At 51.3% G+C, this 25206-nt stretch carries 25 protein-coding genes and 1 tRNA gene; 19 read left to right on the forward strand and 7 right to left on the reverse strand.

Going from position 1 to position 25206, the window contains the following annotated elements; translation table 11 throughout:
- The first annotated feature begins 655 nt into the window (after positions 1-655).
- From CS910_RS07685 to CS910_RS07700, 4 genes are all read left to right on the forward strand, one after another.
- Positions 656-1246 carry a hypothetical protein gene (locus CS910_RS07685; RefSeq protein WP_099210868.1) on the forward strand — a complete coding sequence of 197 codons (591 nt, stop codon included), beginning with the start codon at positions 656-658 and terminating at the stop codon, positions 1244-1246.
- A 127-nt stretch (positions 1247-1373) separates the two neighbouring features.
- Positions 1374-1925, forward strand: coding sequence for a hypothetical protein (locus CS910_RS07690; RefSeq protein ID WP_099210870.1), 552 nt, complete (start codon positions 1374-1376; stop codon positions 1923-1925).
- Positions 1926-2022: 97 nt separating this feature from the next.
- Positions 2023-2640: a hypothetical protein gene (locus CS910_RS07695; protein WP_099210872.1), complete on the forward strand. Its 618-nt coding sequence runs from the start codon at positions 2023-2025 to the stop codon at positions 2638-2640.
- A 94-nt stretch (positions 2641-2734) separates the two neighbouring features.
- On the forward strand, positions 2735-3289 hold the full coding sequence (locus tag CS910_RS07700; protein ID WP_145955385.1) for a hypothetical protein: 555 nt from the start codon (positions 2735-2737) through the stop codon (positions 3287-3289).
- Positions 3290-3349: 60 nt separating this feature from the next.
- On the opposite strand, the gene CS910_RS07705 is transcribed toward CS910_RS07700, so the two are convergent.
- Positions 3350-3835: a hypothetical protein gene (locus CS910_RS07705; RefSeq protein WP_099210876.1), complete on the reverse strand. Its 486-nt coding sequence runs from the start codon at positions 3833-3835 to the stop codon at positions 3350-3352.
- A gap of 341 nt (positions 3836-4176) precedes the next feature.
- On the opposite strand from CS910_RS07705, the gene CS910_RS07710 reads away from it, so the two are divergent.
- A complete protein-coding gene (locus tag CS910_RS07710) occupies positions 4177-6135 on the forward strand; it encodes a hypothetical protein (RefSeq protein WP_099210878.1) in 1959 nt (652 codons plus the stop codon).
- Between the two features lie 45 nt (positions 6136-6180).
- Here the strand turns inward: CS910_RS07710 and CS910_RS07715 are convergent, their stop codons facing one another.
- Positions 6181-6894 carry a hypothetical protein gene (locus CS910_RS07715; RefSeq protein ID WP_145955386.1) on the reverse strand — a complete coding sequence of 238 codons (714 nt, stop codon included), beginning with the start codon at positions 6892-6894 and terminating at the stop codon, positions 6181-6183.
- A 151-nt stretch (positions 6895-7045) separates the two neighbouring features.
- Between CS910_RS07715 and CS910_RS07720 the strand changes: the two genes are divergently transcribed.
- Together CS910_RS07720 and CS910_RS07725 are read left to right on the forward strand one after the other, a co-directional pair.
- The gene (locus tag CS910_RS07720; protein WP_145955387.1) at positions 7046-7897 is read left to right on the forward strand and encodes a hypothetical protein; all 852 of its coding nucleotides are present in this window, start codon (positions 7046-7048) and stop codon (positions 7895-7897) included.
- A 65-nt stretch (positions 7898-7962) separates the two neighbouring features.
- The gene (locus CS910_RS07725) at positions 7963-8430 is read left to right on the forward strand and encodes a hypothetical protein (protein WP_145955388.1); all 468 of its coding nucleotides are present in this window, start codon (positions 7963-7965) and stop codon (positions 8428-8430) included.
- 382 nt (positions 8431-8812) lie between these two features.
- On the opposite strand, the gene CS910_RS07730 is transcribed toward CS910_RS07725, so the two are convergent.
- The gene (locus CS910_RS07730) at positions 8813-8992 is read right to left on the reverse strand and encodes a hypothetical protein (RefSeq protein WP_099210886.1); all 180 of its coding nucleotides are present in this window, start codon (positions 8990-8992) and stop codon (positions 8813-8815) included.
- Positions 8993-9081: 89 nt separating this feature from the next.
- On the opposite strand from CS910_RS07730, the gene CS910_RS07735 reads away from it, so the two are divergent.
- Both CS910_RS07735 and CS910_RS07740 read left to right on the forward strand, forming a co-directional pair.
- Positions 9082-10092, forward strand: a complete 1011-nt coding sequence (locus tag CS910_RS07735; RefSeq protein WP_145955389.1) for a hypothetical protein — start codon at positions 9082-9084, stop codon at positions 10090-10092.
- A gap of 116 nt (positions 10093-10208) precedes the next feature.
- Positions 10209-10652 (forward strand): hypothetical protein, encoded by a 444-nt coding sequence (locus tag CS910_RS07740; protein WP_099210890.1) that lies wholly within the window; start codon positions 10209-10211, stop codon positions 10650-10652.
- Between the two features lie 637 nt (positions 10653-11289).
- Here the strand turns inward: CS910_RS07740 and CS910_RS07745 are convergent.
- Together CS910_RS07745 and CS910_RS07750 are read right to left on the reverse strand one after the other, a co-directional pair.
- Positions 11290-11366 (reverse strand) — tRNA-Arg (locus CS910_RS07745).
- A 63-nt stretch (positions 11367-11429) separates the two neighbouring features.
- The gene (locus CS910_RS07750) at positions 11430-13907 is read right to left on the reverse strand and encodes an ABC transporter substrate-binding protein (RefSeq protein WP_158523824.1); all 2478 of its coding nucleotides are present in this window, start codon (positions 13905-13907) and stop codon (positions 11430-11432) included.
- Positions 13908-14176: 269 nt separating this feature from the next.
- Here CS910_RS07750 and CS910_RS07755 point away from each other — a divergent pair, with 269 nt between their 5' ends.
- From CS910_RS07755 to ndk, 9 genes are all read left to right on the forward strand, one after another.
- Complete coding sequence (locus tag CS910_RS07755) at positions 14177-16072, forward strand: phosphoadenosine phosphosulfate reductase domain-containing protein (RefSeq protein ID WP_099210894.1); 1896 nt, start codon at positions 14177-14179, stop codon at positions 16070-16072.
- 174 nt (positions 16073-16246) lie between these two features.
- Positions 16247-16996 (forward strand): hypothetical protein, encoded by a 750-nt coding sequence (locus CS910_RS07760; protein WP_099210896.1) that lies wholly within the window; start codon positions 16247-16249, stop codon positions 16994-16996.
- 50 nt (positions 16997-17046) lie between these two features.
- A complete protein-coding gene (locus CS910_RS07765; protein ID WP_145955390.1) occupies positions 17047-18831 on the forward strand; it encodes a prenyltransferase/squalene oxidase repeat-containing protein in 1785 nt (594 codons plus the stop codon).
- Between the two features lie 45 nt (positions 18832-18876).
- Positions 18877-19491, forward strand: a complete 615-nt coding sequence (locus CS910_RS07770; RefSeq protein WP_099210900.1) for an HVO_0476 family zinc finger protein — start codon at positions 18877-18879, stop codon at positions 19489-19491.
- Positions 19492-19671: 180 nt separating this feature from the next.
- A complete protein-coding gene (locus CS910_RS07775; RefSeq protein WP_099210902.1) occupies positions 19672-20853 on the forward strand; it encodes a V4R domain-containing protein in 1182 nt (393 codons plus the stop codon).
- Positions 20854-20928: 75 nt separating this feature from the next.
- Positions 20929-21300: a 50S ribosomal protein L7Ae gene (rpl7ae, locus tag CS910_RS07780; protein ID WP_042689830.1), complete on the forward strand. Its 372-nt coding sequence runs from the start codon at positions 20929-20931 to the stop codon at positions 21298-21300.
- A gap of 67 nt (positions 21301-21367) precedes the next feature.
- On the forward strand, positions 21368-21580 hold the full coding sequence (locus CS910_RS07785; RefSeq protein ID WP_011250261.1) for a 30S ribosomal protein S28e: 213 nt from the start codon (positions 21368-21370) through the stop codon (positions 21578-21580).
- 2 nt (positions 21581-21582) lie between these two features.
- Positions 21583-21789, forward strand: a complete 207-nt coding sequence (locus tag CS910_RS07790; RefSeq protein ID WP_015859485.1) for a 50S ribosomal protein L24e — start codon at positions 21583-21585, stop codon at positions 21787-21789.
- Between the two features lie 95 nt (positions 21790-21884).
- Positions 21885-22409, forward strand: a complete 525-nt coding sequence (gene ndk / locus CS910_RS07795) for a nucleoside-diphosphate kinase (RefSeq protein ID WP_099210904.1) — start codon at positions 21885-21887, stop codon at positions 22407-22409.
- Between the two features lie 4 nt (positions 22410-22413).
- Here ndk and CS910_RS11805 read toward each other — a convergent pair whose 3' ends face one another.
- On the reverse strand, positions 22414-22623 hold the full coding sequence (locus CS910_RS11805) for a hypothetical protein (RefSeq protein WP_145955391.1): 210 nt from the start codon (positions 22621-22623) through the stop codon (positions 22414-22416).
- A gap of 382 nt (positions 22624-23005) precedes the next feature.
- Positions 23006-23281, reverse strand: a complete 276-nt coding sequence (locus CS910_RS07800) for a hypothetical protein (RefSeq protein WP_099210906.1) — start codon at positions 23279-23281, stop codon at positions 23006-23008.
- 85 nt (positions 23282-23366) lie between these two features.
- Here CS910_RS07800 and infB point away from each other — a divergent pair, with 85 nt between their 5' ends.
- Positions 23367-25169: a translation initiation factor IF-2 gene (gene infB / locus CS910_RS07805; protein ID WP_223211976.1), complete on the forward strand. Its 1803-nt coding sequence runs from the start codon at positions 23367-23369 to the stop codon at positions 25167-25169.
- The last annotated feature ends 37 nt before the right edge of the window (positions 25170-25206 follow it).

Consider the following 25206-nt stretch of genomic DNA (forward strand, 5'->3'; position numbering starts at 1 on the left):
TTCTCCCTCCTTCTCCATAAGCGGGACAAAAATATGAGATACACTGTGCCTTTCATATTTTCTGGGGACACTGGGACAGTATGGGGACACTGCCAATATTTCTTTAACTGTCCCATCCAAACGATAGCCTGGTGAACTCCCACTCAAAAATTCTTCAAGGGGGGCACTGGGACAGTGGTTTTTCGAGCATCGCATATTGTGGTAGGATTTGCGCAAAGGGGACACTGGGGCAGTGGGGGACACTTGTCGAAAAATTTTTAGTGTCCCCCGAATTTTGAGGCTGTGTGCTCTCTCGCTTAAGAATTCTTCAAAGGGGACAGTGGACAGTTGATTTTGGGTATCCAAAAATATAATTTGCACCCCTCTGTGAAAAAAATTAATCCCAAAAACTGCAAGTTCACTGTCCCCCCACCCCTTTGAATTTGAAGGCTATATTGCATACAGACCCAGAATCTGAGGGGGGACACTGGGGACAGTAGACTTTACGATTGTAAACTATATTTGAATTTTGAGGCTGTATGCCCTCCAGCCTAAGAATTCTTCAGGGGGGACAGTGGGGACAGTAGAAGGGGTAAACAGGGGTGTCCCCTTTTTTATCACCCCTCACGCGGGGAAGCTTAAGGCTTTTTGTCCCTTATATTAGTGGTGAAAGCCTGTGGAAGTGGGCGATATTCTAAAAATTATAGCGGCCATCGCCATCATCGGCCTGATACTGCAATACGGTTACAAGACGATGAACAAGGGCAACAGTCAGACCAACACGGTCGTCAGCACGGCCCAGAACACGATTAACAGTCTGGCCAGTAAGGCTGAGGTTCAGGCGAAGCTCACTGACCCGAAGATTTCAATAAGCTATGTTGTTTACAAGGATTCGACTAACCCTGGCCAGTTCGACTTTGAGAGCGGGACTGGTGACCAGATTCTTGTTTCAGGGTCTGGTTGGGATGGCCTTCAGACGGCTTCACAGAACTATAACTTGGTATTTTTCACAAAGGCTTCATCACTGCCAACGAGCGGTAAGTCCTTGAAGAGTGTCGTTTCAGGAAACTTTATTTCGTTCTCAGGGTCATCGTTCTACCAGCAGTTAAAGGCCGACTATACCTCAGCGGGTTCGTTTCCGATGACTGAATACTTTATCCTTGTAGACCCCCAGGAGAATTCAATAATTTCCTCAAGCGCTTCTTCAACTTCGGGCGGATATTATGCCATCATTACCGTTAGTATTCAGCAGGGATGGCTCGGGTGAATTCTTCTTTTTTCTCGCTTTTTCTTTGCGTGAACTTTAAAAAAGGGGAGTTCTAAGTGTATCTGTCTTAATTACGGGCCTACAATCTCCGCCCACAAACAGTTCACGAAGAGTGGTGGTGTCCACTATGAGACGAAAGGCTGGCCTCAAAGGAGCTTTCAAGAAGTTCTTGGAAGTTTTGGGAGTCATATTCCTGCTTTTGTTTGCTATTGGTGCCTACACCGTGTATGAAGAGAACAAAAACCCCTCAGGAAAGGTTTACACTCAGAAGGAAGTGCTCCAGGGCTGGGTGAACGCACGGGTCAAGTATGCACTTAATCACGATATAGAGATTGATTTCACTATATATCGGGACACTTCTAACCCGGGTCACTACAACCCCAAACTCGACCGTGCAATCGCAAGAGGTGCAGGGTGGGCCTTTTTGAACGTAACCGTCGAAAGGTATAAACTATTCAAATTTGCTTATGTCCCGAAATTGACTAACGGAACGGACATATCCTCGCTCCAGTTTGAAAATTTCACGGCCAAGAATTTGTATGATGAACTGCACAAACTGGCCAATTCCAAAGGTCTGCCCCTAAACGCTGTATTTGTTCTCGAACCAAACGATGGCACGGGAGCAAACGGGTATTATGGTATCGTCAATATAACCTTGTCAAGGAATTGGATTGGTTGAGTTTTTCGTTTTTTCCTCTCTTGTGGTATTTTGGTGCACTTTCTGGATGGAAAGTTTGAAAAGTTCAGAAAACCAAGGGCCGCCTTGGTGGTTTCTCGTGGTGAAGCTTGATGAGGTGCTCAAGGACCGGGATGTTGATAAGGCCCTTGTCGAGGGCTGGATTAGGACGGATGGGACTGGGAGTTGGGGGCACTTTTCAAGGATAATTCGCCAGCACTTCGGGCTTGATGATGAGGACGAGGAAGTCCGCTCGAAGGGTCGGGATGAGCTCCTTGGTATGGCGCACACTCTTGCCCTTGAGATTCTGGGTTATGAGCCTCTTCCGGCCCTGGCGGCTCTGCCTCAGGTTGCTTGGTCGGCCCTTTTCTGGGCCAAGGTTGATGAGTTGAACGGTCTCTTGTCCCAGGCTGATGTCATAGCGTCTCGCTGGGATTTTGGGCAGTTCAGGGATGAGGACGAGTTGTTCGTTATGAATATCCTGAACGGGCTTGTGATTCTGAGTGATGATATTGCTCAGATTCGGAAGGAGTTGCTGGATTTGGGTGTTGATGAGCCCATCAGGATTACGAACCCTCTGCTCGTGGCCCTCTTCATAGAGGCTGGTATTGAGAGTGGCGTGTTCAGTGAGGATTTGGTGTGCGATTTGCCCGAGATGGATGATGATTCCGGGGATGATGGTGGCGAGTCGGTCGAGCCTTCACAGGAGGGTGAGTGATTATGAAGCCCACAGGTTGCTTCAATTCTTCCGAGGTCCTTCACTTCAGGGGTTGCACACGAGGCGTTAAAACTTTCTCACAGTTGTTTGGGTGGTGGTGTCTTTGAAGCGTAGGGCAGGTTTCAAGGGTGCCATCAAAAAGCTGTTGGAGGTCCTGGGTGTCATCTTCATCCTCATAGTGGCCCTCGGAGCGTATGCCGTTTATGAGGAAAGCAAGACGCCTTCTGGGAAGGTGTATACTCAGAAGGAAGTGTTCCAGAACTGGGCGAACGCCCGGGTCAAGTTTGCACTTGAGAACGAGATAGTGCTGAACTATACTGTTTACAAGGATACGGCTGAGCCCGGTCGGTTCAACCCTCAGCTTGACCGTGCTGTGTCCGTTGGGCAGGGTTGGGAGTTCCTCAACGACACCGCTCATCGTTTCGGCCTTCTCCAGTTTGGTTATGTGCCGAACCTTGCTCCTGGGTCGAAATACAAGCCGTCCGCTTTGAAGAAGTTCACTGCTAAGAACTTTTATGATGAGCTTGTGAGTTTGGTGAAGGTGCAGGGCCTCCCGTTGAACGCTACTTTCGTCCTTGAGCCTTTCGGGGGAGAGGGTGGCTATTATGCTGTTGTTTCGGTTCACTTGGAGCGTGGGTGGGGCGGTTGAGCCTCCCCGCTTTTCTGTTTTCTAAGTGGCTTTTTCAAAAAAGCAGAGAAAAAGAATTCTTCAGGACTTTGCGGGGCTTAGTTGGACTTTCCAGCCCAATATCCCAACATCGGGAGTGGGAGAAACGGTTATCCCGTGCCCAGGAGCTTCGTTCACGAATTCTCTTGCCCTTCTCTGTAGGGCCTCGCCCATTTCCGTGTGCCCGAGGGCTTTGAGCACTTCGATGACTTTAACTTCGCCTCTCTCTGTGATGAGCGCTCTCACTTTCTCCCAGAGGTCGTCGTTAGCCGAGTTGATGCTCAACTCCAGTTTTTCGAGTTTCTCCTTCAGTTCGGCGAGCTCCTTCTTGAGCTCCTTATTTTCCGCCTTCAGCGCCATATTCTCAGAAAGGAGTTCTGCCTTTTCTCTTTTTTCAAGGAACAATTGTGAGAGAAAATCGCCCAGCCCTATGGAGGGGGGTTTTGCCTTCATCATCTCATCGTAGATGTCCGACTCAAGAACGAGGCTTATCAGTCTGGGCCTGTCATACTTCCTCGGTCTTCCCACACTTTCACCGAAGTTAATTATATAAAAAAACAACTTAACCCTCCGAGAATCAGGTTGAGCTACTCGCCCCTCTCCTCGTTCTTGTTTATCTGTTATCTGTTCTGTCTGTTCTGTGGGGATTTTTTATTTATATAAATAAAAAACTCCTCAAGATAGAGAACAGACTGACTTCCTTCCTGTCCTGAGGCGTGGGGTTTGAGAGGAAGTCAAGTGTTCCCGAGGAAAAAGAGAAGAAGAGAATAATTGGGAACTTCTCAAGTGAAGAGTGAAGGACTGCCCTCTTCCCCGCTGGTGTGGTGAGGCTTAAGGCTTTTTGGCCCCTTTATTCTTGGGGGTGTGGTATGATTGATGTCCTCTCGTTCCTGCTCGCCTTCCTCGGGGGTTTTGTTCCGGCCTACACTATCAACCATCCTGTTCCCGTCATAATTCCTCCCTCGGCTGTCCTCTCATCAGCTTCGCCCCACCAACTTGCTGGTGGCAGTGCGGGGGCAGGGAGTCCTGGGAGTTTTTTCACTGTGTTGGTGGTCCCCGATTCCGGGTCCTCTTTCCACTATGTTGAGGTTATTTATGAGGCCGATAAGCCAGCGAGTATAAGTGCGAACCTGTCCAATTTGAGCACTATTTGTGCGTATATTCGTTTCCCAAAACTGCCTTCGGGGTATAAGGACGAATACCCAAGTATTAAGCTTTTGGGGTGGGGTGTGACTTTCATCACTCGGTTGAAGGAGAGGGTGCTGACGGTGACTCCCAGGGGCCCTGCGTTTGTTTACAGGGATGTGCTCGTCCACGCTTCTCGGATTATCTTTTACAATACTTCGGAGATTCGCCTTTATCCGCCTTCGGCTTTCAGTTGGGGTATTGTCCCCACTAAGAAGAAGGGAGAGGCCTGGCGACTCATCAGTTTCTATGCGGGTAATATGACCCTTTATGTTTTTGCGAGTGGTGTCGGGCCTGTTTGGTATACTGGACAGCTCAGTTTCAGCAAGAGTGTCGAGCTTCAGTGGATACAACTGTGGGATAAGGCGAACAATTTCTCTTCCGTTATTGAGAGTCAGCCTCTTGATGATGGGGGCAATTCGTCAGGGGCTTCGGATAATTCTACTAACTCGACGGGCAATAACAACGGCACAGGCCCATCGAATTCTTCTAACTCGACTAACTCCTCGGTGAGCGTGGAGCCCGATGACCCGAGTTATGTTCTCAAGCAGGCCGTTCAGGAGATGGAGCGGGATTCCCACAGTTATGATGACGCCAGCTCGTTCTCGAATATTTACAGCACTGGGCCGTTCCACTACAAGTTTCCGAGGCTGTGGTTTTATCATCATACTGAAAAGTGGTCTGTTTCTGATGGAGTGACCGTCAAGCATCGGAGTATTAAGGAAGCGTATTTGCCGATTGTTCCGCTCTCGCAGGTTGCGGAGTATTTGAACCTCACGGTGCCCGATTACTGGAAGAATAATTTGACTATGATGGATTTGGCCGTTTTGGCCAATAAGAGCTTGACCTATATTGAGGACCTTGTGGTGAACCTCACCGTTCGAAAGTATGAGGCTTTGATGGGGAGTTCAACCAATTTGAGGGCCGAGGGCTTGAGTTATATTGACGGGCACTGGCTTGTTAAGGTGAGTGGCTCCGAGTCGGTGATGGTAACGCTCACGGTTTCAGAGGGGAAGACTATTGTCGGCACCCTTCACCCGATTGCTCGGTGGACTGTTGTAAGTGCCTTTCCCGCATCTGGCTATATCCTCGTGAACAAGCATACTGGCGAGGCCTATATTCGGGTTTACCCAGAGGGTGACTTGCCCACTTCACAGTTCGGGGTTATCACTGGCACAGTTGTGTTGTATGGTGGCGAGGCCATCGTGACGACTTGGAAGGATGGGCTCCCAACGGGGGTTTTCACGAAGTATATTTACCGTTACAAGGCCAGCGTGAAGTTGGGGAGCAAGGCCCTCATAAAGGCTCACTTGAAGGACCTTCACCTAACTTCCGTGCTCAACCAATTGGGCTACAAGTTGTATGCCCAGAACGATGATTGGGCCCTCTACCGTTTCGGCCTCTCGAAGAAGGAAGTAAGAGCCCTTCAATATGAGCGGGAAGCGGGGGCTTTTCGTCTTTTCTGGGCTTATTTGGAAGATTCGGGTTTGGTCTGGGTGTTCGACCCGTCGTTGAAGAAATTGTCTGATGATGTGAAAAAACGGGTGTGGGTGAACCCGGCCCGTTTGGTCCTTTCCTCAAACGACCTGGTGGATGGTGCAGTTAGCCGTAAGGGTGTTTTCTTCGTCTACACTGATACCTGACTTTCCACTTTTTTTGAAATTGAAAATAGAGAAGAACAGGCCACTTCAGAAGAAGACATCTTTGATGGCATCAACGATGCCCCTGCTGTCTATGAGGAGTTCCTTCGAGATGGTATACTCCTGACCGTCAGCGGTCAGCAACCTAATCTTGAAGCGGAAATCCATCTTTTCACCAGTTATCAAGCTCCACTTCTTCTCGGTTGTGACGACGAGGGAGAGAGTGCAGTCATAGTAGGTGGTTGCGGGGGTCGTGTTAGTGGCCTTCGTGGTGAAGGATGCGTTGCAGAGGCCGAGCTTGTTGAGGTAGTTGAAGTTGAAGTCAATCGGGATGTAGTTCATAGCCGTGTTTATGTTGAACTCCTTAACGACATCCTGAGAGGGGATGTTTAGGGTGTCCCCGTGTAGTCCTTCTGCTATTTTTGTCCCCAGGTCGCCCTTGAGGATGGCTATCTTATCGAAGAAGAACTGGCCGTTCGCCGTCTTGTAGAAGCTCATCAGCACTCTGTCCCCGGGCTTTATGTTGTAGACTTCGACTTCAATTGGGATGACGGTTTTCTGGTCTTTGAAGTAGCCGCCGCCTTCGAAAACGGCCTTGTCTCCAGTGTCGGGGTGGAGCAGTTTTATGTTTGGGCTGTGAGTGGTGGCTGGTGTCGTGTGCTGGGTGAGGTTTGAGAGGTAGCCGTTCTTGTAGGCCCAGTATCCTACGGCGAGTAATAGGAGTAAAAACAACAGGTCGCTTGAATTGGCTCGGCGTTTCACGCTTTCACCACTAATACTTGGGCTGAGGCACTTTAACCCTCCCCGCGTGTCTGGTGAGGCTTAAGCAATTTTGTTACTATTTTATTTGGTAAGAGCTGTGGAAGCCCCCCAGTCCCCCAATAGTGTGGTTTCGGATTTTGTGGAGCAGGCCTTGAATATCATCCTTCACCGTTCCTCGGATTTCTCCTCGCTTTCCCAATCAGAGCTTGATGAACTGGCCGATAGGGTTGAGAAGAGGGCCCGCAAGAGCACGCACAAAGTTCGGGATGGCTACCTTCCGATAAGCCTCGTCGGCAGGTGCGAGGTTATGGCTTACTCCAAGGTGAAAGCGGCCCTTTCAAAGGCCACCCGCTCAGGGAACGGTGAGAGCACAAGATACCTCTGGGGAAGGGCCGAGGGATTGAACACAAAGAGCAGGTTCAGGGGCTCGCTCCTTGAAGAGTTCGTTGGTGAGGCCCTTGAGGATTTTGCAGAATTTTACAGCGAGAAGACTGGCACGAAAGTTGTGTTTCAACACAACAGGCTTCTCGTGGGCACGATACCTGGGTTCAAGGAAGCCCGCTTCAAGGGGTTCGTGAGCGAGGTTGATTTCTCCTTTGAGTTCTACTCCGAGGAGGGCCTGACTTTTGAGCTTGGTATTGAGTTGAAGAGGAAGAACAAGTCGCCCGAGTTCGACCAGTTGAGCAAACTCTGGTATCACGACTTTTTCTCGATGAAGTTCTTCGCCCTGAAGTTCGACCGCCTGTGGATGGTGAACGCTCACCCGAGGAATTCGTTCCAGATGGAGTTTTATCTAAGTGGACCTGAGCGGACGGCCTTCGCTTATGAGCTCGCTGAGATTTTGAAGCGGTGGAACGCTGATGAGCCCTCACTACGCCCAAACTCGTGGTATTGCAGGTATTGCGATTTTGGCCGTTCGGGAAAGTGCCCTCTGCTGATGAGCAGGCCGTCGTCGGAGTTTTCAGGCGTCAAGTGGCTCGATGCCAAAATTGTTTTCAACTGATGGGGGGCCGAGTCCCCCTTTTAAAGTGGTTCCCCGCAGGACAGCGGGGAGGTTAAGGTGTTTGAGTGAAGATTATTATGGTGATGGTGATGGGAAAGCAGAGGCCGAAGGATGAGGGGACGGCCACCACTGGCCGATTTTACATCAGGCAGGATTGCGCCTCAGTCAGCCCGAGGTTTGATGTCCATATCTACCCGTCGGCCATAGAGGAGAAGCCTGCCTTGAGAAGTTTCCTCTTTCGGTGCTCAGACTGGGAGTATACCCCTGTGGAGCTCCGGATTTACGGGGTCAGTGATGAGCCCATAACGACGCTCTTTGGGGCGAAAGTCAGTTATGTGGATTTGGCCCGTTTCAAGAAGAACACGAACAGTTACCGCTTTCAGCTCTCTATCCCAGCCCGCTTTTTGACCCTGATTAAGAAGGTCCTCAAGGATTTGCCCTCTTCAGGGCCCATAACGGTGAGGGTTGAAAAGAGGGATGGGTTCAGGAGGAAACTCATAGTCCTTGAACTTCACGCCGACGAATTCGATTGAGTTTCCACTTCCCGATTGGACAAGTTTGTTCCTACAGAGAATATAGTTGAACACCCAAACGGCCCTCTGCGGCCTTCTTTTCCTGTTCTTGCCTTGTTGCCCGCAGGTGAAGTTCCACTTCGCAACGGGTATAAGATTAGGTTAGCCTAATTGGTTTTTACATAGTTCACCTATTTGACCATACTCCGACCCAGACTTTTCCCGACTTTTCAACTTCAACTCACTACTTCGACCTGACTGACCGATGACTGACTATCAAGTTATTTCTTCGGGAAAATCTTGGAGTTCAGTATGGGCAAACTGCTGAACTATGTAAAAGCCTCACTCGCTCGGCATCTCTCCACTTCGCAACTGGTTTAAGATTAGGGGCCTCTAACTGCCTTCAAATTGTGAACGGCACAGGCCCCTTCATATCCATCCAGAGGAGAAACAGTCCGAAGGCCACTCCAAGAATCGTTAGTTTGAAGGCCTCAACGGCCCCTACCAAGTGGCAGGTGGCCGCTTCGAGGGCTATCACGGCTGAAATTCTAACGAGGGCTTCGCTCAGGTTGCGTTTTTTCACGCCTCCCCCTAACTCATCTTGGCCTGTGGTCCTTTAAGCCTCACCACTCACGCGGGGAGGCTTAAGCAATTTCATCCCCTATATTAGTGGTGAAAGTTGTGGAGAAACTGGTAATAGGCCTGTTGCTTGTTGGTGTAGCCGTCCTCGTGACTTACCACTACAAGGCTTCGGTTGTCGGCATACTGGGGATGTTCAGCGACAAAACGAACCGCCAGGTGATAGGAACCAACGATGAGCCTGCTTATCATCTTGAAGTCGTTGCGGCCCCAGGGCAGGAGCTCAAGATGGTGCCCGACAACTCCTCAAGTGGGGTTTACAAAACCACAGTCCTCGTCATATCGGACAGGCCTTTGAAGGTGAACTCCAGTGTCCCGCTCGGGACGGACTTCCCGCTTGCTGGAGCCCCAAAGGTCGAAAAGCTGGTGAAGGTTTCAAACACGAGCGATGGCAAGAAGGAGTATCTGTATGAGATTTCCCTGAAGGTCAGGGTTCAGAACGAGAGCAAAGTCCAGGGGTTCATCGGTGGCCACTTTGTTTACCTCACGGCAGATAAGGGCACTGTGGGCTCCTCAACCTCGGGCTCTTCATCTCCTATTGCGAAGCCAATAACGAAAGTCTTTCAGGTGAATTCGAGCGATGAGATTATCAGGTTTGGCTTTTACCCAGCTCAGGGTGTCGCTGACGGTCGGAGTGTGACTTTGGAGTATTTTAGCCCCAGTGGCGAGGTCCTCAAGAACGGAACTCTCTACCAGCTCTCGGTGAACGACTCGCTCACGATAGCGAACATAACTGACGGTGCGAGCATCCAACTCAATTTCCCGCTTAACACGACTCTGAAGCAGGATGTCGAGTATTATGTCCAGATTGAAATTGGGAACTTGTCCTCGGGAACCATAGTGGCCAATTACACTATTCCGGTCCCGCTCGATGAATACAAGAGTGTGGTCTTTTGCTTTGATAAGACCACTACGGTGAATTCGATGAGTTCGCAGTTCGTGGCGAACTTGGAAGAGCCTGACCCGGTTAGTGGGGTCATCTTTAGTGATGCTGAGGGTGGCCCGCTCTTGAAGTTGGGCGTCATCCTCGTGCCTCGTGGATGATTGCCCTGGTTCATCTTCTCTTCCTTTTTTTCTGTGTTGGTTCTTGGGTTTTTCTTTGCGGTTGAAGGCCGTGTTCGGGCATCACCACTGGTTGGTATGCTTAAGGTGACAACGCTATGATTTTAGTGGTGTCGGTAGTGGGTCGGGATAAGAAGGTTGGTGTAAGTGAAGCCCGTTTGATACGGTCGCAGGAGGACTGGGGGAGATACTCATACAGGGTGTATGCTTATGTTGGGAAGATTCATCCTGATTTGACGGCGAGGCTTAATAAGAAGGTCAGCGAGGAGCTGGAAGTGAAGTTGAGGATTCTGAAGGGCAGGAAAAAGCTGGTTGAGGTTCCGTTCACGGCGACCCTTTTGAGGGTTGTTATGCTTGGGGTGAACAAGGAGGGGAGGAGTATTCATAAGGGGACGAGGTTTCAGTTCACTATTCCTCAGAGGGTGGTTACTCCTCTTGAGGATGTGCTTGGGTGGGAGCGGAATAGTTGGCCTGTTCAATTGTTTTTTGAGCACGATGAGCGGTTCGGTAGTGATTTTCTCGTGTGCGAGTTGAAGCTTTGAGGGAGTTTTCTTCAATTTTTCTTCTGTCCCTGGACCTTAGCCCCGCTGAAGAGGTCCTGTTTTCACATAAGTTCTTTTTTTTGACTGGTTATCCGAGTCCTATCTTGAGAGCCCCGCTGTGCTCGTCTCGTGCGCAAAATTCAAGCCTGCCCCGAAACCTTAGGAGCGAGGGCCCGTAGCCTTAGCAGGATAGGGCGCCGGACTTCTAAGCCGGAGGGAGCGTAAAAAAATTACTTTTGACCCGTGTGCCCGTTTCGCAAGTTTTGACCCCAAATCGGAGCCCTTATAAGGCTGGAATTTGTACAACTTTTGTACAACACGGGTTTGGAGGTCACGGCTTTGGTGGTTAAGTTTTCTAAAACTCGCATAAAGAAAGGCCGTAGGGAGTATGAGTATGCGGTTGCTCGATTTCCGTCAATCCTTGCCGGTAGAAGTTTCCAATACACTATTACAAAACTGGGTGGGCGTTTTTTGGTGGTGCTTTTGGAGGTTGGGCCGGGGGTTGTACAACCGTTGTACAACCAGCTTTTTGTGGAGGAGGGTTTTGGGGCTTCGGTGTTGGAGGTTTTGTTGGGTGCGTTGTTAACTCCGGTGAAAAACGGCAGTTGCTCCGTGAATTCGTCAAAAAACGCTTTGTTGGCGGGCCCGGCGGGATTCGAACCCGCGACCTCCGGCTTAGAAGGCCGGCGCCCTATCCTGCTAGGCTACGGGCCCTCGCTCCTAAGGTGCCAGAGCAGTTTTATAAAAGTTGCGGTGGGAATGAAAAGAAAAGAAAGCTCAGCGCCTTCTCCTGAGGAGGAGCGGTATTATTGCGAGTCCGACTATTGCGGCCGGACCGCAGATGCCCTTGCTGCTCTTCGAAGTAGTAGTGCTACTCGTCGGAGCCTGAGTGCTGGTGGCACTGACCTCGTTCGATGATGTCGCTCCACCCTGTCCCGCGGGCGTTATCGACCTCGTGGCGACAAAGCTTCCAAGGCCACTTATTGGGTCGGGCATTGCGACGTTAACCCTGCTGTTTGTGAGGAAGAACCTCCAGGTTTCGACTGTGTATATCCTTGGGGAGTTGTAGACGTGAAGAGCATAAGCGAGCTTGTAGAGGTCCCAGAACTGGTTGATGTTGCTGATGCTAACGGTGAAGTCATTCTTAGTCCATGTGTTCTGAACGAGGAGCATGTCGAAGTCGTATCCGGTCCAGTTAAGGAGGGGTCTAAGCTTGTCGGGGGTGCTGTAGTAAGTGAGGCCAAGCGAGGTTATGAACTTGTTGAGGTCGCCGTTGGAAACGGCATCAACGACCTGTCTGAGTTTGACCGGGTTGTGGTAGCCGGCACCCATGTTGGGAGCAACGTAGTAATCGAGGAGCCAGAAGTCGGTGGCGGTGCTGGTAACCGGGTGGATTCCCCTAACGACCCAACCCTCGGTGTAGACCTGCCACTGGAGGGTGCGCGGGTCCTGGTTGTAAACGTTCTTGTTGGCTATCGTCCTGTCCCACTTTACGAGGTCCACCTTGAAACCTGCCTTCTCGAGAACCTGGGCGACGTATTTACCTTCATCTAGCCTCTTATCTTCGGGGCGGGCAACGACCTTTATGGTGACTGGCTTGCCGTCAAAGTACCAAACACCATCCTTCTTTACGAGGCTGTGGCCAGCGGCCTTGAGCCTCTCGGCCGCGGCTGTCATAGTGCGGTCAATCATGTCGAGGGCGTACTGCTCGTCACCCTGTGGCGTGAGACCCAGGGCTCGTCTAACCGTGTCAATCCTCGCGTAGGCATCGGCCTGCCCGCTGACTTCGGGGCCGAAGAGGGGGGCGCCGCTTCCCTGAAGTATCTGGTTGACGAGGTACTGTCTGTTGATGAGCCAGTTGAGGGCGTACCTGACGCCGCGAAGGGCAAGCGGGTTGAACTTGATTCCAGAGGGGGTTTTAACGAGTCCGGTGCTCTCGTTGCCCACGAAGTTGAGGTTGAGGCTCCACCAAACGGCGATGCTCTTAATCGGTTTGAGGCTGTCTTTGTACTTCTGCAGGAGGCCTTGGAACTCGTTGTAGGTGATTGCGTACCAATAAACGTCGTAGTCCCCCTTGGCAACGGCCAGAATTGCAGTCTGGGGGTTGAGGGTTCCGTAGATGTCTATCTCTTTCCAGTAGGGCTCCCAAGGAAGCTTCTTGCCGTTGACCTCACCGGGGAAGCCAATCCTCTCGTCGTCAGCGAGTCTGAGGACGACTGTCATGGACTTCGGGTTGTAGCTGTAAACGTAGTAGGGACCATCGCTTATTATAGCGTTCTTGTACTTCTCGGTCCAGCTTATTATACCTTCGTAGCCCTTCTTAGCGAGCTCAGGGGTGAGTCCAGCCTTATCGGGGGTGAGTCCCCACATCCGAAGGTAGGAGTTAAGCTCGCTCTCGTTCCCCAGCCAGATGGGTATCAGCTTTCCGCTCTCGAGTATTTTCTTTGCCTCGGCCGCGAAGTATGGGGCTTGGTTCGGGTCAATCATGTCGAGGTGGAACCCGTTCTGGGGCTGGGTATCCCAGGAGAACGCCTTGCCGTTGACACCGTTGGCCACCATCTGAACCGAGACGTAGAACAGCTCCCATGGGAATGAGGGCTTAACGAAGTAGTTTCCAACGGCAGTTCCCCACTTGCTGTACGGGACCACGTAGTTCTGGTAGATTGTATACTCAACGTACCTGTCGGTGACGTTGTCAATCTTAAGGCCGAGAACCTTTGGAAGGGACGTCAGAAGTGCGTTAGCCCAGGCCTGGTCGTAGTACCTGTCGTTCTTGCCGTTCTGGTAGCTCCACTCCCAGTCCATGGCGTAGCTGAAGAGGTAGTCTGCGAGGGTTATTGGCTGGCCGTCTTGCCAAGTTCCGAGGCCGCACTTCCATGTGACGGCGCTCTTGGCTATCTTCCCGGTGTTGGGGGAGACCCACTTCTTCTGGGTTCCGTTCCAGATTATAGCATCGGCTGGAACCTGAACGTTGTACTTGATGCCAACGAGCTCACAGCGGTAGTTGTGGAACTGGACGTCCGAACCGGTGACCACTGCGGGGTCGCTGAGGAAGTACCAGACCCTGCTCGTGTAAGTGTCGGTCATCCCGTTGGGAGATGGATTGAACACACCCATGAAGAGGCTGCCCTGGGCGGCGAGCTGGACTATCTTGAGCTTGTCCCCTGGGACGTTCTGAGCATTGACCGGATTTGAAACTGCAAGTACGCTCGCGAGAACGAGCAGGGCGAGTGCTACTCCAATGCCCTTCTTCATGTGCTCACCTCCATACATGCCATTACCCCTAGTTATAGGCCTTCTTAAATCTTACTGTCACATTTTTAGTCTTAGAATATCTCTAATAGACACAATTTAGCGTCAATGTCTTGCCAATTAAAGCGTGGGATTAATAAGTCTCTAAATGTTCCTTCATTGAATACGTGGGTTCTGTCACCTCATTGCCACCCATAGTTTTACAACAATGTAAAACTTAGGGCGCCACCGGGTTTATAAACCCCTCCCCCATTTCAGCCTCAGGTGAGAGCATGGGGAGACCGGTTTTCCTCGGAAAGGCTTACATAAACTGGTGCGAGAAGTGCAACGTCCCGCTCATCGGCGATAGCTGTGCCGTTCACGGGAAGGAGGGCGTATTCCGCCTTAACATTACTCCTCCCGGTGACCTTCGATTTGCCTTTGAAAAGGACCTGGAGTTCATAAAGTCGGTATTCGCGGAGCACTTTGGCGTTGACGTCGGGGAAGTCCTCGACGGAAAGGTCGTTCTCCTCAATAAGCTTCCGAGCGAAGATGAGGCCTACGAAATCATTGTGGACGGCTACGTTTTCGGCTACGTCAAGTTCGACCCCGTTGAGCTCCGCTGGAGGGCAGGCCTGAAGGTTGAAGGCGCCATAGCCCTCTGGAAGCGCTTTGGAAAGAGCATGAAGAAGTGGGTTATAGTCGATAAAGGTGCCGTCGAGCCGATAAAGAACGGGGCGAACCTCTTAGCTGTCGGCGTTCTCGAAGCGGAGCAAAGCATAAGGGTGAACGACGACGTAATCCTCGTTTCTGAGGACGGCGAGGTCTTTGCGACGGGAATAGCGAAGAAGGACTACGAGGCCCTAATACGGGGCGAGCGCGGAACGGGGGTCAAGCCCAAGAGGCAGAAGAGCATCAACTACCGCGAAGGCAGGAAGGCGACGATGGAGGACGTTCTGAGAGCCAATTCGATAGCGCTCGAGGAGAAGGTTGTGAAAAGCAGGGAGTTCATGCGGAGGGTTGTCAGCAAATACTCGGACCTTCCCGTTGCCGTTGCCTTCTCCGGCGGAAAGGACAGCCTGACCGTTCTCGGGCTGGCCCTGGAGGAGTTCGGCGAGGACTTTACGGTGTTCTTCAACAACACCGGAATAGAGTTTCCCGAAACTGTGGAGTACGTGGAGAAGCTGAGGAAGGAGCTTGAGCCGAAGGGTATAAAGTTCGTCGTTGCGGACGCTGGAGACGCCTTCTGGAGGGCGCTCTACGTTTTCTCACCGCCGGGTCGCGACTACCGCTGGTGCTGTAAGGTTACGAAGCTCGGCCCGATAACCCTCGCTATAAAGGAGAACTACCCGAAAGGAGTCCTCATGTTCGTCGGCCAGAGGAAGTACGAGAGCATAAAGAGGTTTAAGCAGCCGCGCGTGTGGAGGAACGAGTGGGTGCCCAACGAGATAGGTGCGTCGCCGATATTCCACTGGCGCGCGATTGAGGTGTGGCTCTACATATTCAGCAGGAAACTGCCCTACAACCCGCTCTACGAGCGTGGATTTGACAGGATAGGCTGTTTCCTCTGTCCGAGCGCTTCCTTAGCTGAATTTGAGAGGCTCAAACGCGAGAAGCCCGAGCTCTGGGAGAAGTGGCGGAAGGCTCTGGAGCACTGGAGGAAGCGCTTCGGCCTTCCGGAGGAGTGGGTTACCTACGGCTTCTGGCGCTGGAAGAAGCTCAGCAGGGGCGAGAAGGCCATAGCGAGAAAGCTTGGCGTCGATATTCCCGAGGAGCGCTCGTGGGAGCCGGTTAAGGTCAAAATTGAGGAGACAGGCGAGAGCTATGAACTGGAGTTTAACACAATTCTCAACAAGAAGCGCCTCTTACAGGTCGCGCCGATACTTGGCGAAGTGAGCGTCGAGGAAGATGTCATAAGGGCTGGAGACGTCGAGTTCTTTACCGGGACGAGAAGAACAAAGGCCCCCGACGAGAGGGAAGCGATTAGCGCCTACTACCTCGTCAAGAGGGCCTACGAGTGTGTCGGCTGTGGCGTCTGCGTCGGCAAATGCCCGGAGGAAGCTTTGAGCATAGACCCGCTCAGCAGGAAGATAGTGGTGAACTACGAGCTCTGCACGCACTGCAGGGAGTGCATGGAGGTCTGCCCGCTGTTGAAGATTAAGAACCCCGAGGAAGGGAGCCAGCTTTAATGATTTTGCGAACTTTGTCTACCTAAGCTTTTAATTTTTAAAATGTAAAATTTGCCAATAGATAGTACAATATTCTAAACAATGACTACATTAAGCATGTACTACAATTAACCAAAAATTTTAAGTACTTTTAATGTGCTACATTAAAATGACCACTTATATTGAGGTGGTCAAATGCGACAGAAAGTAGTATGGTTTACGGCACTGTTGTTGGTAGTGGCCGTGTTCCAAGGAGTGAGCGCCACCGGCTACAGCAAACAACTTGGAGTCGGCACATACACGCTGTATGTACATGACCAGAAGATTCCAATAATTGCAAAGAACGGGGTAATACAGATTCCCAACACTCCTGGACTTGACAGAAAAGAGGTTTTCATGGCAGTGAACAGATACTTTTCTCTCAGACACAGACAACTACTAGGAGCATCAAGTCATTGGATAGGGTCAAGCTCTGACTACGAACAAAGAGAGGCTTTCAGCATACCACATCAAGGCGACGTTTACATCTCTGCATATGCATCTCTGAATATTGAAAAGGACCAATTTTCCGTGGTGGCAGTAGGCGGATACTCTTCGGCGGCCTGCTGGATTCAGCCATACGACTACTGGTGGTCCCAGGACTATCGGGCAGAGAATTTAACCCTAGGGGTTGAATTGAGGTTCGTTGCCATTAGGGGTTCCGTCCACATCTCAATACCACCAGGGATAGATTTTCAGGGAACTTCCGATGAAACGAAATACAGCATAACACTTCACAACACTGATTATGCTGGGGTAGACTTTGATAACATAGAGGCAACTGCACTTTTTGGCATATGGCGTGTGGAGGACCATACTATCGGGACATTTTATTTCAGCAAAGCCCGGGGGACTGAATATATACAGGGGGCTAACGTTATTAAGGTTAGGAGGGAGTCACATTGAAAAGAAAATTTTTCCTTTCTTCTCTTTTAGTATTAATTTTGTTGTTGGGGATGTACTGGGAGACCGGATGGAGCGGGAGCAATAGAAACAACGCTATTGAAAACAGTGGGACAACAACAAAACTCAGCTGTCTCCCAACGCGTCTCAATCTCTCCACGTTTCTTGGTGAATCATGGATTAACTACACCTCCCGGAGGTTGCATCTTGCCGAGTGTCCGGAAGGGGGTTTCACTGAAATTGACGATACAATAACCCCCGACATTGTCTCAACGTACTACTTTGTGGCGGCACTAAAGATGATTAACCAAACCCCATACAACAGACTTCAGACTATAAAATGGCTTCATGAGAATGAGAGAAATCTTTTTGAAAATACGACAAGTGATTATACCGCTGACTTCCCTAAATTCTGGATAGTCTACTATGGTGTTATAACTCTGTCAATGTTAAACTCTTCTCCCAAAAATCCAGATAGAATTATAAGTTTCATATTAAGTATGAAGCAGAGAAACGGTTCTTTTGTGTACAAAGGAATGGACTTTACTCCACAATCCATCGAGCTTCTCCATGTCCTTGGATACAATTTAAGCAGTCTCACCAAGACAAGGGAATATTGTATTGAGCAGTTTGAAAACCTGACGGTGCCAGATGGATATGATGGCCTCCAATTTATGAACTTTCTCTTTAACTTTCCCTATTATACAAAGTGCCTAAAACTATTGGGTGTCAACTATACAAAATTGAGAGGATACCACCGAGACCTCTTGTTCATACAAAACCTTTCCAGAAACATAAAGACAATAATAAGCTACCGGCCACCGCTTTTTATCATAGCCCATGTAGCCCAACTACTCAGGGAGTATCACCTGCTGAATAGCACTGTCTCCAACGAGATTTACAATTATGTTATCTCCCAAGAATTGCCCGATGGGGGCTTTAACCTCTTTGGAAAGAACTACGGAGAGTTTCAGGGAACGTATTATGCAGTGAAAGCTATTGTAGCAGTTGGCAGAAAACCCGACAGAAAAACAATAGACTTTATACACAGTTGGGAGAGTCCCCTCGGAGGCTTTGGCTTTCCATTTCAAAAAACCTGCGGACCAATATTAACATACATGGCTGTTTACGTTGCTAAGAAAATAGGAATGCCCCTTAACAAAACTAAGCTGGAGGGGTATCTTGAAAACGCTCTCCGCAATAGATGGCCCTACGGCCAGGATGATCCCGGTGCTTTATACGCCGTCTACTTTACGTATAAAGAGCTTAACCTCACAATTGATTCCAATGACTTGAACTACCTAAAAAATGAAACGATACGGCTGATACGATTGTACTTAACTCATAAACGGGAGGACCTTTTGATGGACGATGGATGGATATCACTCATAGAGCTTGGAAATTCAATAGGGATTAAGCTAAGTCCAAAGACCAAATCTGAACTGATTAGGGAGATACTTTCCAAGAAAAACGATGATGGAACGTTTGGAATCGAGAATGGAACTGGAGTAATCTTCTACCAAACAACAAATGCAGTAATGCTCCTCTACGCCCTTGGGTACAACTACAATGACACTGACACTCTTCAGTATCTCTTAAGAACAATGCACGATGGAGGTTGGGGTTACCCAGACCTCTACAATACCTATAGAGTTGTAGAAGCGCTGACACATATGGGCCACTGTCCAGAAAATATCCAGAGTTTGATAGGCTTTATCCACTCATTAAAATATAAATATGGAGGTTTCCTGTTTTATAGAGGGGCAGATTACTATGGGGGACTTCAGGAAACCTACTATGCCCTTAGGATTTTGGAGCTGATAGGGGCCATTAATTAGGCACCTTTATAAGCCCCTTCTCTTTTCCCTACTCCGGTGAGAGACATGGAGGAGTACTTCATCTGTCCCGAGTGCGGTAGCGATGACGTTGAGGTCATCAAAGAGCGCGGAAGGGAACTCACCCTTCGCTGTAACGAGTGCGGCAACGTCTGGCACGTGACTCTTCCAAAGCTCGTCAGGGTCCCGCTCATCGTCAGCAAGCACGAGAGGAGCTTCAAGAGCGAGGCAGAGCTTCCCGAGGGCGAGGAGATTAGGGTCGGTGACATCGTCGAGACCGAGGAGGACGAGGTCAGGATTACCGGGATTGAGCTTGAGGGCGGAAAGAGGGTGAACCGGGCGAAGGTCGGCGAGATAGTGACGCTCTGGGGCGAGAGCCTGACGTATCCAAAGGTCATCAAGGTGTCCATATACATGCCGAAGGGACTCACGCAGTCCTTCCGCGTGAAGGTGCCGAGGGATGAGGAGTTCGCGGTCGGAGAGGTGGTTGAAGTCGGGGGCTACACCTTCAGGATTGAGAAGATTAAGACCGAGAGGAAGATGCTCCACCACGGAAAAGCTAAAGCCGACGAGATAGTCGCCCTCATGGGCCACCACATTCCCCGCGCGAGGGCGAGGAGAAGCCTTGAGCTTTACAGGGGCTACGACAGAGAGAACAGTTAACCGAGTGACGCCGTGATGAGTTTCTTTGTTTTCTGACCTCTGGGATGATGAGCTTGGCCGCTCCTGAGGTTGGGCATACGCTTCATTTTGTATTCCAACCTCTCGTGTTTCCTTTCTAATGTTCATCGTACTACACGCAAAGGTTATAAGATGGCACAGTAAGCCCCCAATGGTGATAAAATGCTATCACTGGGAGTGAGACAACTCGATGATATACTGGGTGGTGGGGTCGAAGAAGGGTCAAGTGTTGCGTTCGTTGGTTCAATAGAGTACGATAACGTCATACTCATGCACCAGGCAGTTTTACAGGCCCTCCGAGACGGCAAGAGGGTCCTTCTCGTGGATTTCAGGCAGCCTCCTCCAACCCTCCTAAAGGAGTTAAAAAACCACGGTATAGATTACGAACCCTTCATGGGGAAATCCCTCACGATTCTCGATGGTTACTCCAACCTTTACGGTCAGGCTACCCAGTCCGGAAAAGATGTTCTACCAAACCCCCTTGACCTTGGAATCACGACGGCGATAATAAAAGAGGCACTCCAAAAGATGAACTATGAAATCCTGGTTATAGATGATGTGACATCTCAGTACACCCTTCAGTCGAACCCGAAGATTTACATAAAGGCTGTTGTGAGACTCGTCAATTCGGTTAAGTCCCTCGGCAAGACGACGTTCGTTGCCGTGTGCTCCGATGTCTTTGAGCGTTCAGACCTCGCGGCAATACTGATACCCTTTGATTACATAATCGAGGCATCCAACGGAAAAATCACCATCAAAAGGACCCTCCAGCCCCTCCGTGTTCTTGAGCCAAAATTTGCTTATGTGCGGACCAAAGCCGGCATAAACCCTGTGAAGGAACACTATCAGAGCCTTGAGGGTCTGAAGACCCACTTAAAAGCTGAGGAAGATGGGACCATATGGATTGGGGATGTGCGAGTCCAGATAACAGAAGAACCAGCAGAAAGAAGTTTGATAGAAACTGTTTATGATTTTCTTGGACCTGAAAAAGGGAAGGAATTGCTCTACGCTTGGGGCAAAAAGCAGTTCCTTGGCTATGGAGGGTACTCAAAGAAGCACAGCTCAAACGTGGAAGAAGCTCTTGAGGACCTCTTCAAGTTCACGATGGCAGGAGGGGGAGGAAAGCTCGAACTCGTTGAACTTTCAGATTCCGTTGTCATAGTTAGAGGCACCAACCTGTTCCCGGGTGGAAAAGGCTATCCCTATCCGTTTCACCCCCATTACGCGGGTTCACTTGCGCAGTTTTTAACTGAGTTCACAGGCGAGCGCTGGGAGGGAGAAGAGACCAAGTGCGAGGCGATGGGAGCGGAACACTGCGAGTTCGTGCTGAGAAAAGTTGACTAGCGAAACCCTTTTAAATTCTCGCCCAAACTCCCCTCGCAAAACCGGATGAACGATGAGGTTTCGGAGGGATGAAAGATGGCGAAGCCGAGCTACGTGAAGTTTGAGGTTCCCCAGGAGCTTGCCGAGAAGGCCCTTGAGGCCGTTGAGATAGCCAGGGACACCGGAAGGATAAGGAAGGGCACCAACGAGACCACCAAGGCCGTCGAGAGGGGCCAGGCCAAGCTCGTTATAATTGCCGAGGACGTTGACCCCGAGGAGATCGTTGCCCACCTTCCGCCACTCTGTGAGGAGAAGGAGATTCCGTACATCTACGTTCCGAGCAAGAAGGAACTCGGCGCCGCCGCTGGAATCGAGGTTCCGGCCGCGAGCGTCGCCATCATCGAGCCCGGCAAGGCCCGCGAGCTCGTTGAGGAGATTGCCACGAAGGTTAGGGAGCTCATGAAGTGAGCTCCTTTTCCTTCCTTATCACGAAAGGTTTAAGGTTCATCCCGCGAGTCTTTACGAGGTGTGAGGTATGAGCGACGAAGGCTACCCCGCCGAGGTTATCGAAATCGTTGGAAGAACCGGCGTCACCGGTGGCGTTACCCAGGTCAAGGTCAGAATCCTCGAGGGGCGCGATAAGGGTCGCGTCATCAGGAGGAACGTTAAGGGTCCCGTTCGCGTCGGCGACATAGTCATCCTCAGGGAGACCGAGCGTGAGGCGAGAGAAATCAGGAGGAGGCGTTGAAAATGGCCCGCTGGAACGTCTGCTCCTACTGTGGAAGGGAGTTCGAGCCGGGGACGGGCAAGATGTTCGTCAGGAACGACGGCAGAGTGCTCTTCTTCTGCTCCAGCAAGTGCGAGAAGCTCTACTTCATGGGCAGGAACCCGAGGAAGCTCAAGTGGACCAAGGCCTTCCAGGAGGCCCGCCTTCAGAGGGCCAAGAGGAGGAAGTGATTTCTTTCTTTTCAATCCTTTCCAACTTTGACGTTTCTGGCACGACTCCAAAAAACCTATTAACCGCGCGCCCCATTCTATAAGCGGTGTTGCCGATGGCCGAGGAGCAGATAGAGAGAACCCTTGTGATTCTGAAGCCGGACGCCGTTGTCAGAGGCCTCATGGGCGAAATCATAAGCCGTTTTGAGAAGAGAGGCCTCAAAATCGTCGGAATGAAGATGATATGGATTGACCGCGAACTCGCCGAAAAGCACTACGAGGAGCACAGGGGCAAGCCCTTCTTCAACGCCCTCATAGACTACATCACCAAGGCCCCAAGTGTCGTGATGGTCGTGGAGGGCAGATACGCCATAAGCGTCGTCAGGAAGATGGCCGGTGCGACCGACCCGAAGGATGCGGAGCCGGGGAGCATAAGGGGCGACTACGGCCTCGACGTCGGCGATGCGATATACAACGTTATCCACGCCTCCGACAGCCCCGAGAGCGCCGAAAGGGAGATAAACCTCTACTTCAAGCCCGAGGAACTTCACAGCTACTGCAAGGCAGCTGACTGGTTCTACCACACCCACGCGAGGGCCAAGAGGGAATACCTTGACACTATGGACTGCCTTGAGAGGTGAAGCGTTAGTCCACGATAAATCCCAGCCGTTTTCTCTTCTTCTCCCTGAAGAACTCCAAGTATTCACCAGCAAGCGGTCTGCACTCCTCTCCCAAGGCGGTTTTCGCCAGCGAAACAGTCAGCTTCAGAGTGGCGTAGTATGAGAGCAGGACGAGAACCAAGAGTACCAGCGCCGTTGTAATACCCCTCCCGAGCAGGACTCCGATGGGAACCACCGAGAGGTAGAGCGCGTGGAGGAAAAGGTTGACATTCCCTCCTGGCTCGGGAACCTCGGCAACGCACTCAACTAGCTCCCGCCACCGCGGAAATTCCCTGAGCGAACCACCAATCAGAAGCGTTCCCTTGACCTTGTAGACACCATAACTGGTCTTATCGGTCAGGCACCCAAATCCGAGTTTTTGGGAAAGCTCTTTGAGCTCATCGGAGCAGGGAACGGCTTTGAGGAAACGGAAGGGATTTTTCCAGCCCCTCCAAGCGAGGAGTACGTAGATTACCAGCCCGGGGAGAGCTAAGGCGGGCCACGCGCTTGCAGAAAGCCCGAGTCCGAAGGCAGTGATTGCCCAGAAAAACGCGGAAAGACCGGGGAACTCATCAATTTCAAAGGCACCTCTGCCCCCTAAGCCCGACGTACGCGAGCATAATCAGCCACGCGATGAACGTCTGAAGTCCTATGAATTCAGAGGTTGTGAAATCCCCGATGGGAGTTGAGAAGTAAACGTAATCGCCGAATCCGCCGTAGATGCCGTTCGCCATCTCATAGGTCAGAAGGGGCATGAGAAAGGATACTGCCAGCTCCGACTTCCGGTCTTTAATCTTTCCGAGGGCGAGGGCCGTTCCAAGGCCAACAATCACGCCGAGTGTGAGCGCTATCATTTAACCACCGTTAAGGGTTACCACCACTCTTTTTAATCCTTGCCCCGAACCCTTTAAAAGGCCAGCCATGAGTTATGCTCAGGTGATGAAGATGGCAAAGAGGATTAGACAGCCCATCATAGCGGTTCTCGGTCACGTTGACCACGGAAAGACGACGCTCCTTGACAGGATTAGGCGGACGAACGTCGCCGGCAAGGAAGCGGGCGGAATAACCCAGCACATCGGAGCGACGGAGGTTCCGATTGACGTCGTCAAACAGCTCGCCGGACCGCTCATAAAGCTCTGGAAGGGCGAGATAAAGCTTCCGGGCCTGCTCTTCATCGATACCCCCGGCCACGAGGCGTTTACAAGCCTGCGCGCGAGGGGAGGTAGCTTAGCCGATTTGGCAGTTCTCATTGTTGACATCAACGAGGGCTTTCAGCCCCAGACCATAGAGAGCATCGAGATACTCAGGAGGTACAGGACGCCCTTCATAGTCGCCGCTAACAAGATAGACAGGATAAAGGGCTGGGTAGTCGAGGAGGACGAGCCGTTTTTGGTTAACATCAAGAAGCAGGACCAGAGGGCCGTTCAGGAGCTCGAAACCAAGCTCTGGGAGCTCATCGGCAAGTTCTACGAGCTCGGCTTCCAGGCGAACCGCTTCGACCGCGTTCAGGACTTCACGCGCGAGCTGGCGATAGTTCCAATCTCCGCCAAATATGGCATAGGCGTTCCGGAGCTTCTCGTTCTCATCGCAGGTCTCAGCCAGAAGTACCTCGAGCAGAAGCTCAAGATAGAGGTCGAGGGGCCGGCGCGCGGAACGATTCTTGAGGTCAGGGAAGAGCTGGGCCTTGGAACAACGATAGACGTCATCATCTACGATGGAACGCTGAGGAAGGACGACACAATCGTCGTCGGCGGAAAGGACAAGGCGATAGTGACCAAAATCCGCGCCCTGCTCAAGCCGAAGCCCCTCGACGAGATTCGCGACCCGCGCTTCCGCTTTGACCAGGTTGACGAGGTCACCGCGGCGGCGGGTGTGAAGATAGCCGCACCGGGTCTCGAAGAGGCCTTAGCGGGTTCGCCGGTAATAGCCGCGAGGAGCGAGGAGGAAGTGGGGAGGGCCAAGCAGGAAATCCTGAACCAGATACAGAGCGTCGTCATAAGCACTGGTAAAATAGGTGTCATCGTCAAGGCTGACACCCTCGGAAGCCTCGAAGCTTTGAGCAAGGAGCTCCAGGAGAAGGGCATTCCGATAAGGAAGGCCGACGTTGGAAACATCAGCAAGACCGACGTCATGGAGGCTTTGAGCGTCCGCGAGGAGGAGCCGAAGTACGGAGTGGTTCTCGGCTTCAACGTCAAGGTGAACGAAGATGCAGAAGAGGTCGCGAAGGCCAAGGGCGTGCCGATTTTCGTCGGGAACATTATCTACAAACTCATAGAGGACTACGAGGCCTGGGTCAAGGCGGAAGAGGAGAAGAAGAAGCGTGAGCTCCTCAAGAACGTCACCTTCCCGGGCGTCATCAAGCTCTACCCAGACGAGCGCTACGTCTTCAGGAGGAGCAAGCCGGCAATAGTCGGTGTCGAGGTCCTTGAGGGCAGGATAAGACCGGGAGTGACCCTCATCAAGGAAACGGGCGAGAAAGTCGGCGTCATCAAGTCCATCAAGAACAAGAACGACTTCGTTCAGGAGGCAAGGAAGGGAGACGCTGTTGCCATAGCGATTGAGGGGGCGATAGTTGGCAGGCACATTCACCCCGGCGAGACCCTCTACGTTGACCTGACCAAGAACGACGTCATAATACTTCTCAAACAGCTCAAGAACGAGCTCGATGAGAGCGACCTGAGGGCCCTCAAGATGACCGCCAAGGTCAAGGCCAAGGAGGACCCCTTCTGGAGGGCGGTTTGAGTTTTCTTGCCCTTCAATTTTAGTTCTTTGCAGAGGC

The organism is Thermococcus henrietii (assembly GCF_900198835.1).
GTDB classification, from domain to species: Archaea; Methanobacteriota_B; Thermococci; order Thermococcales; family Thermococcaceae; genus Thermococcus; species Thermococcus henrietii.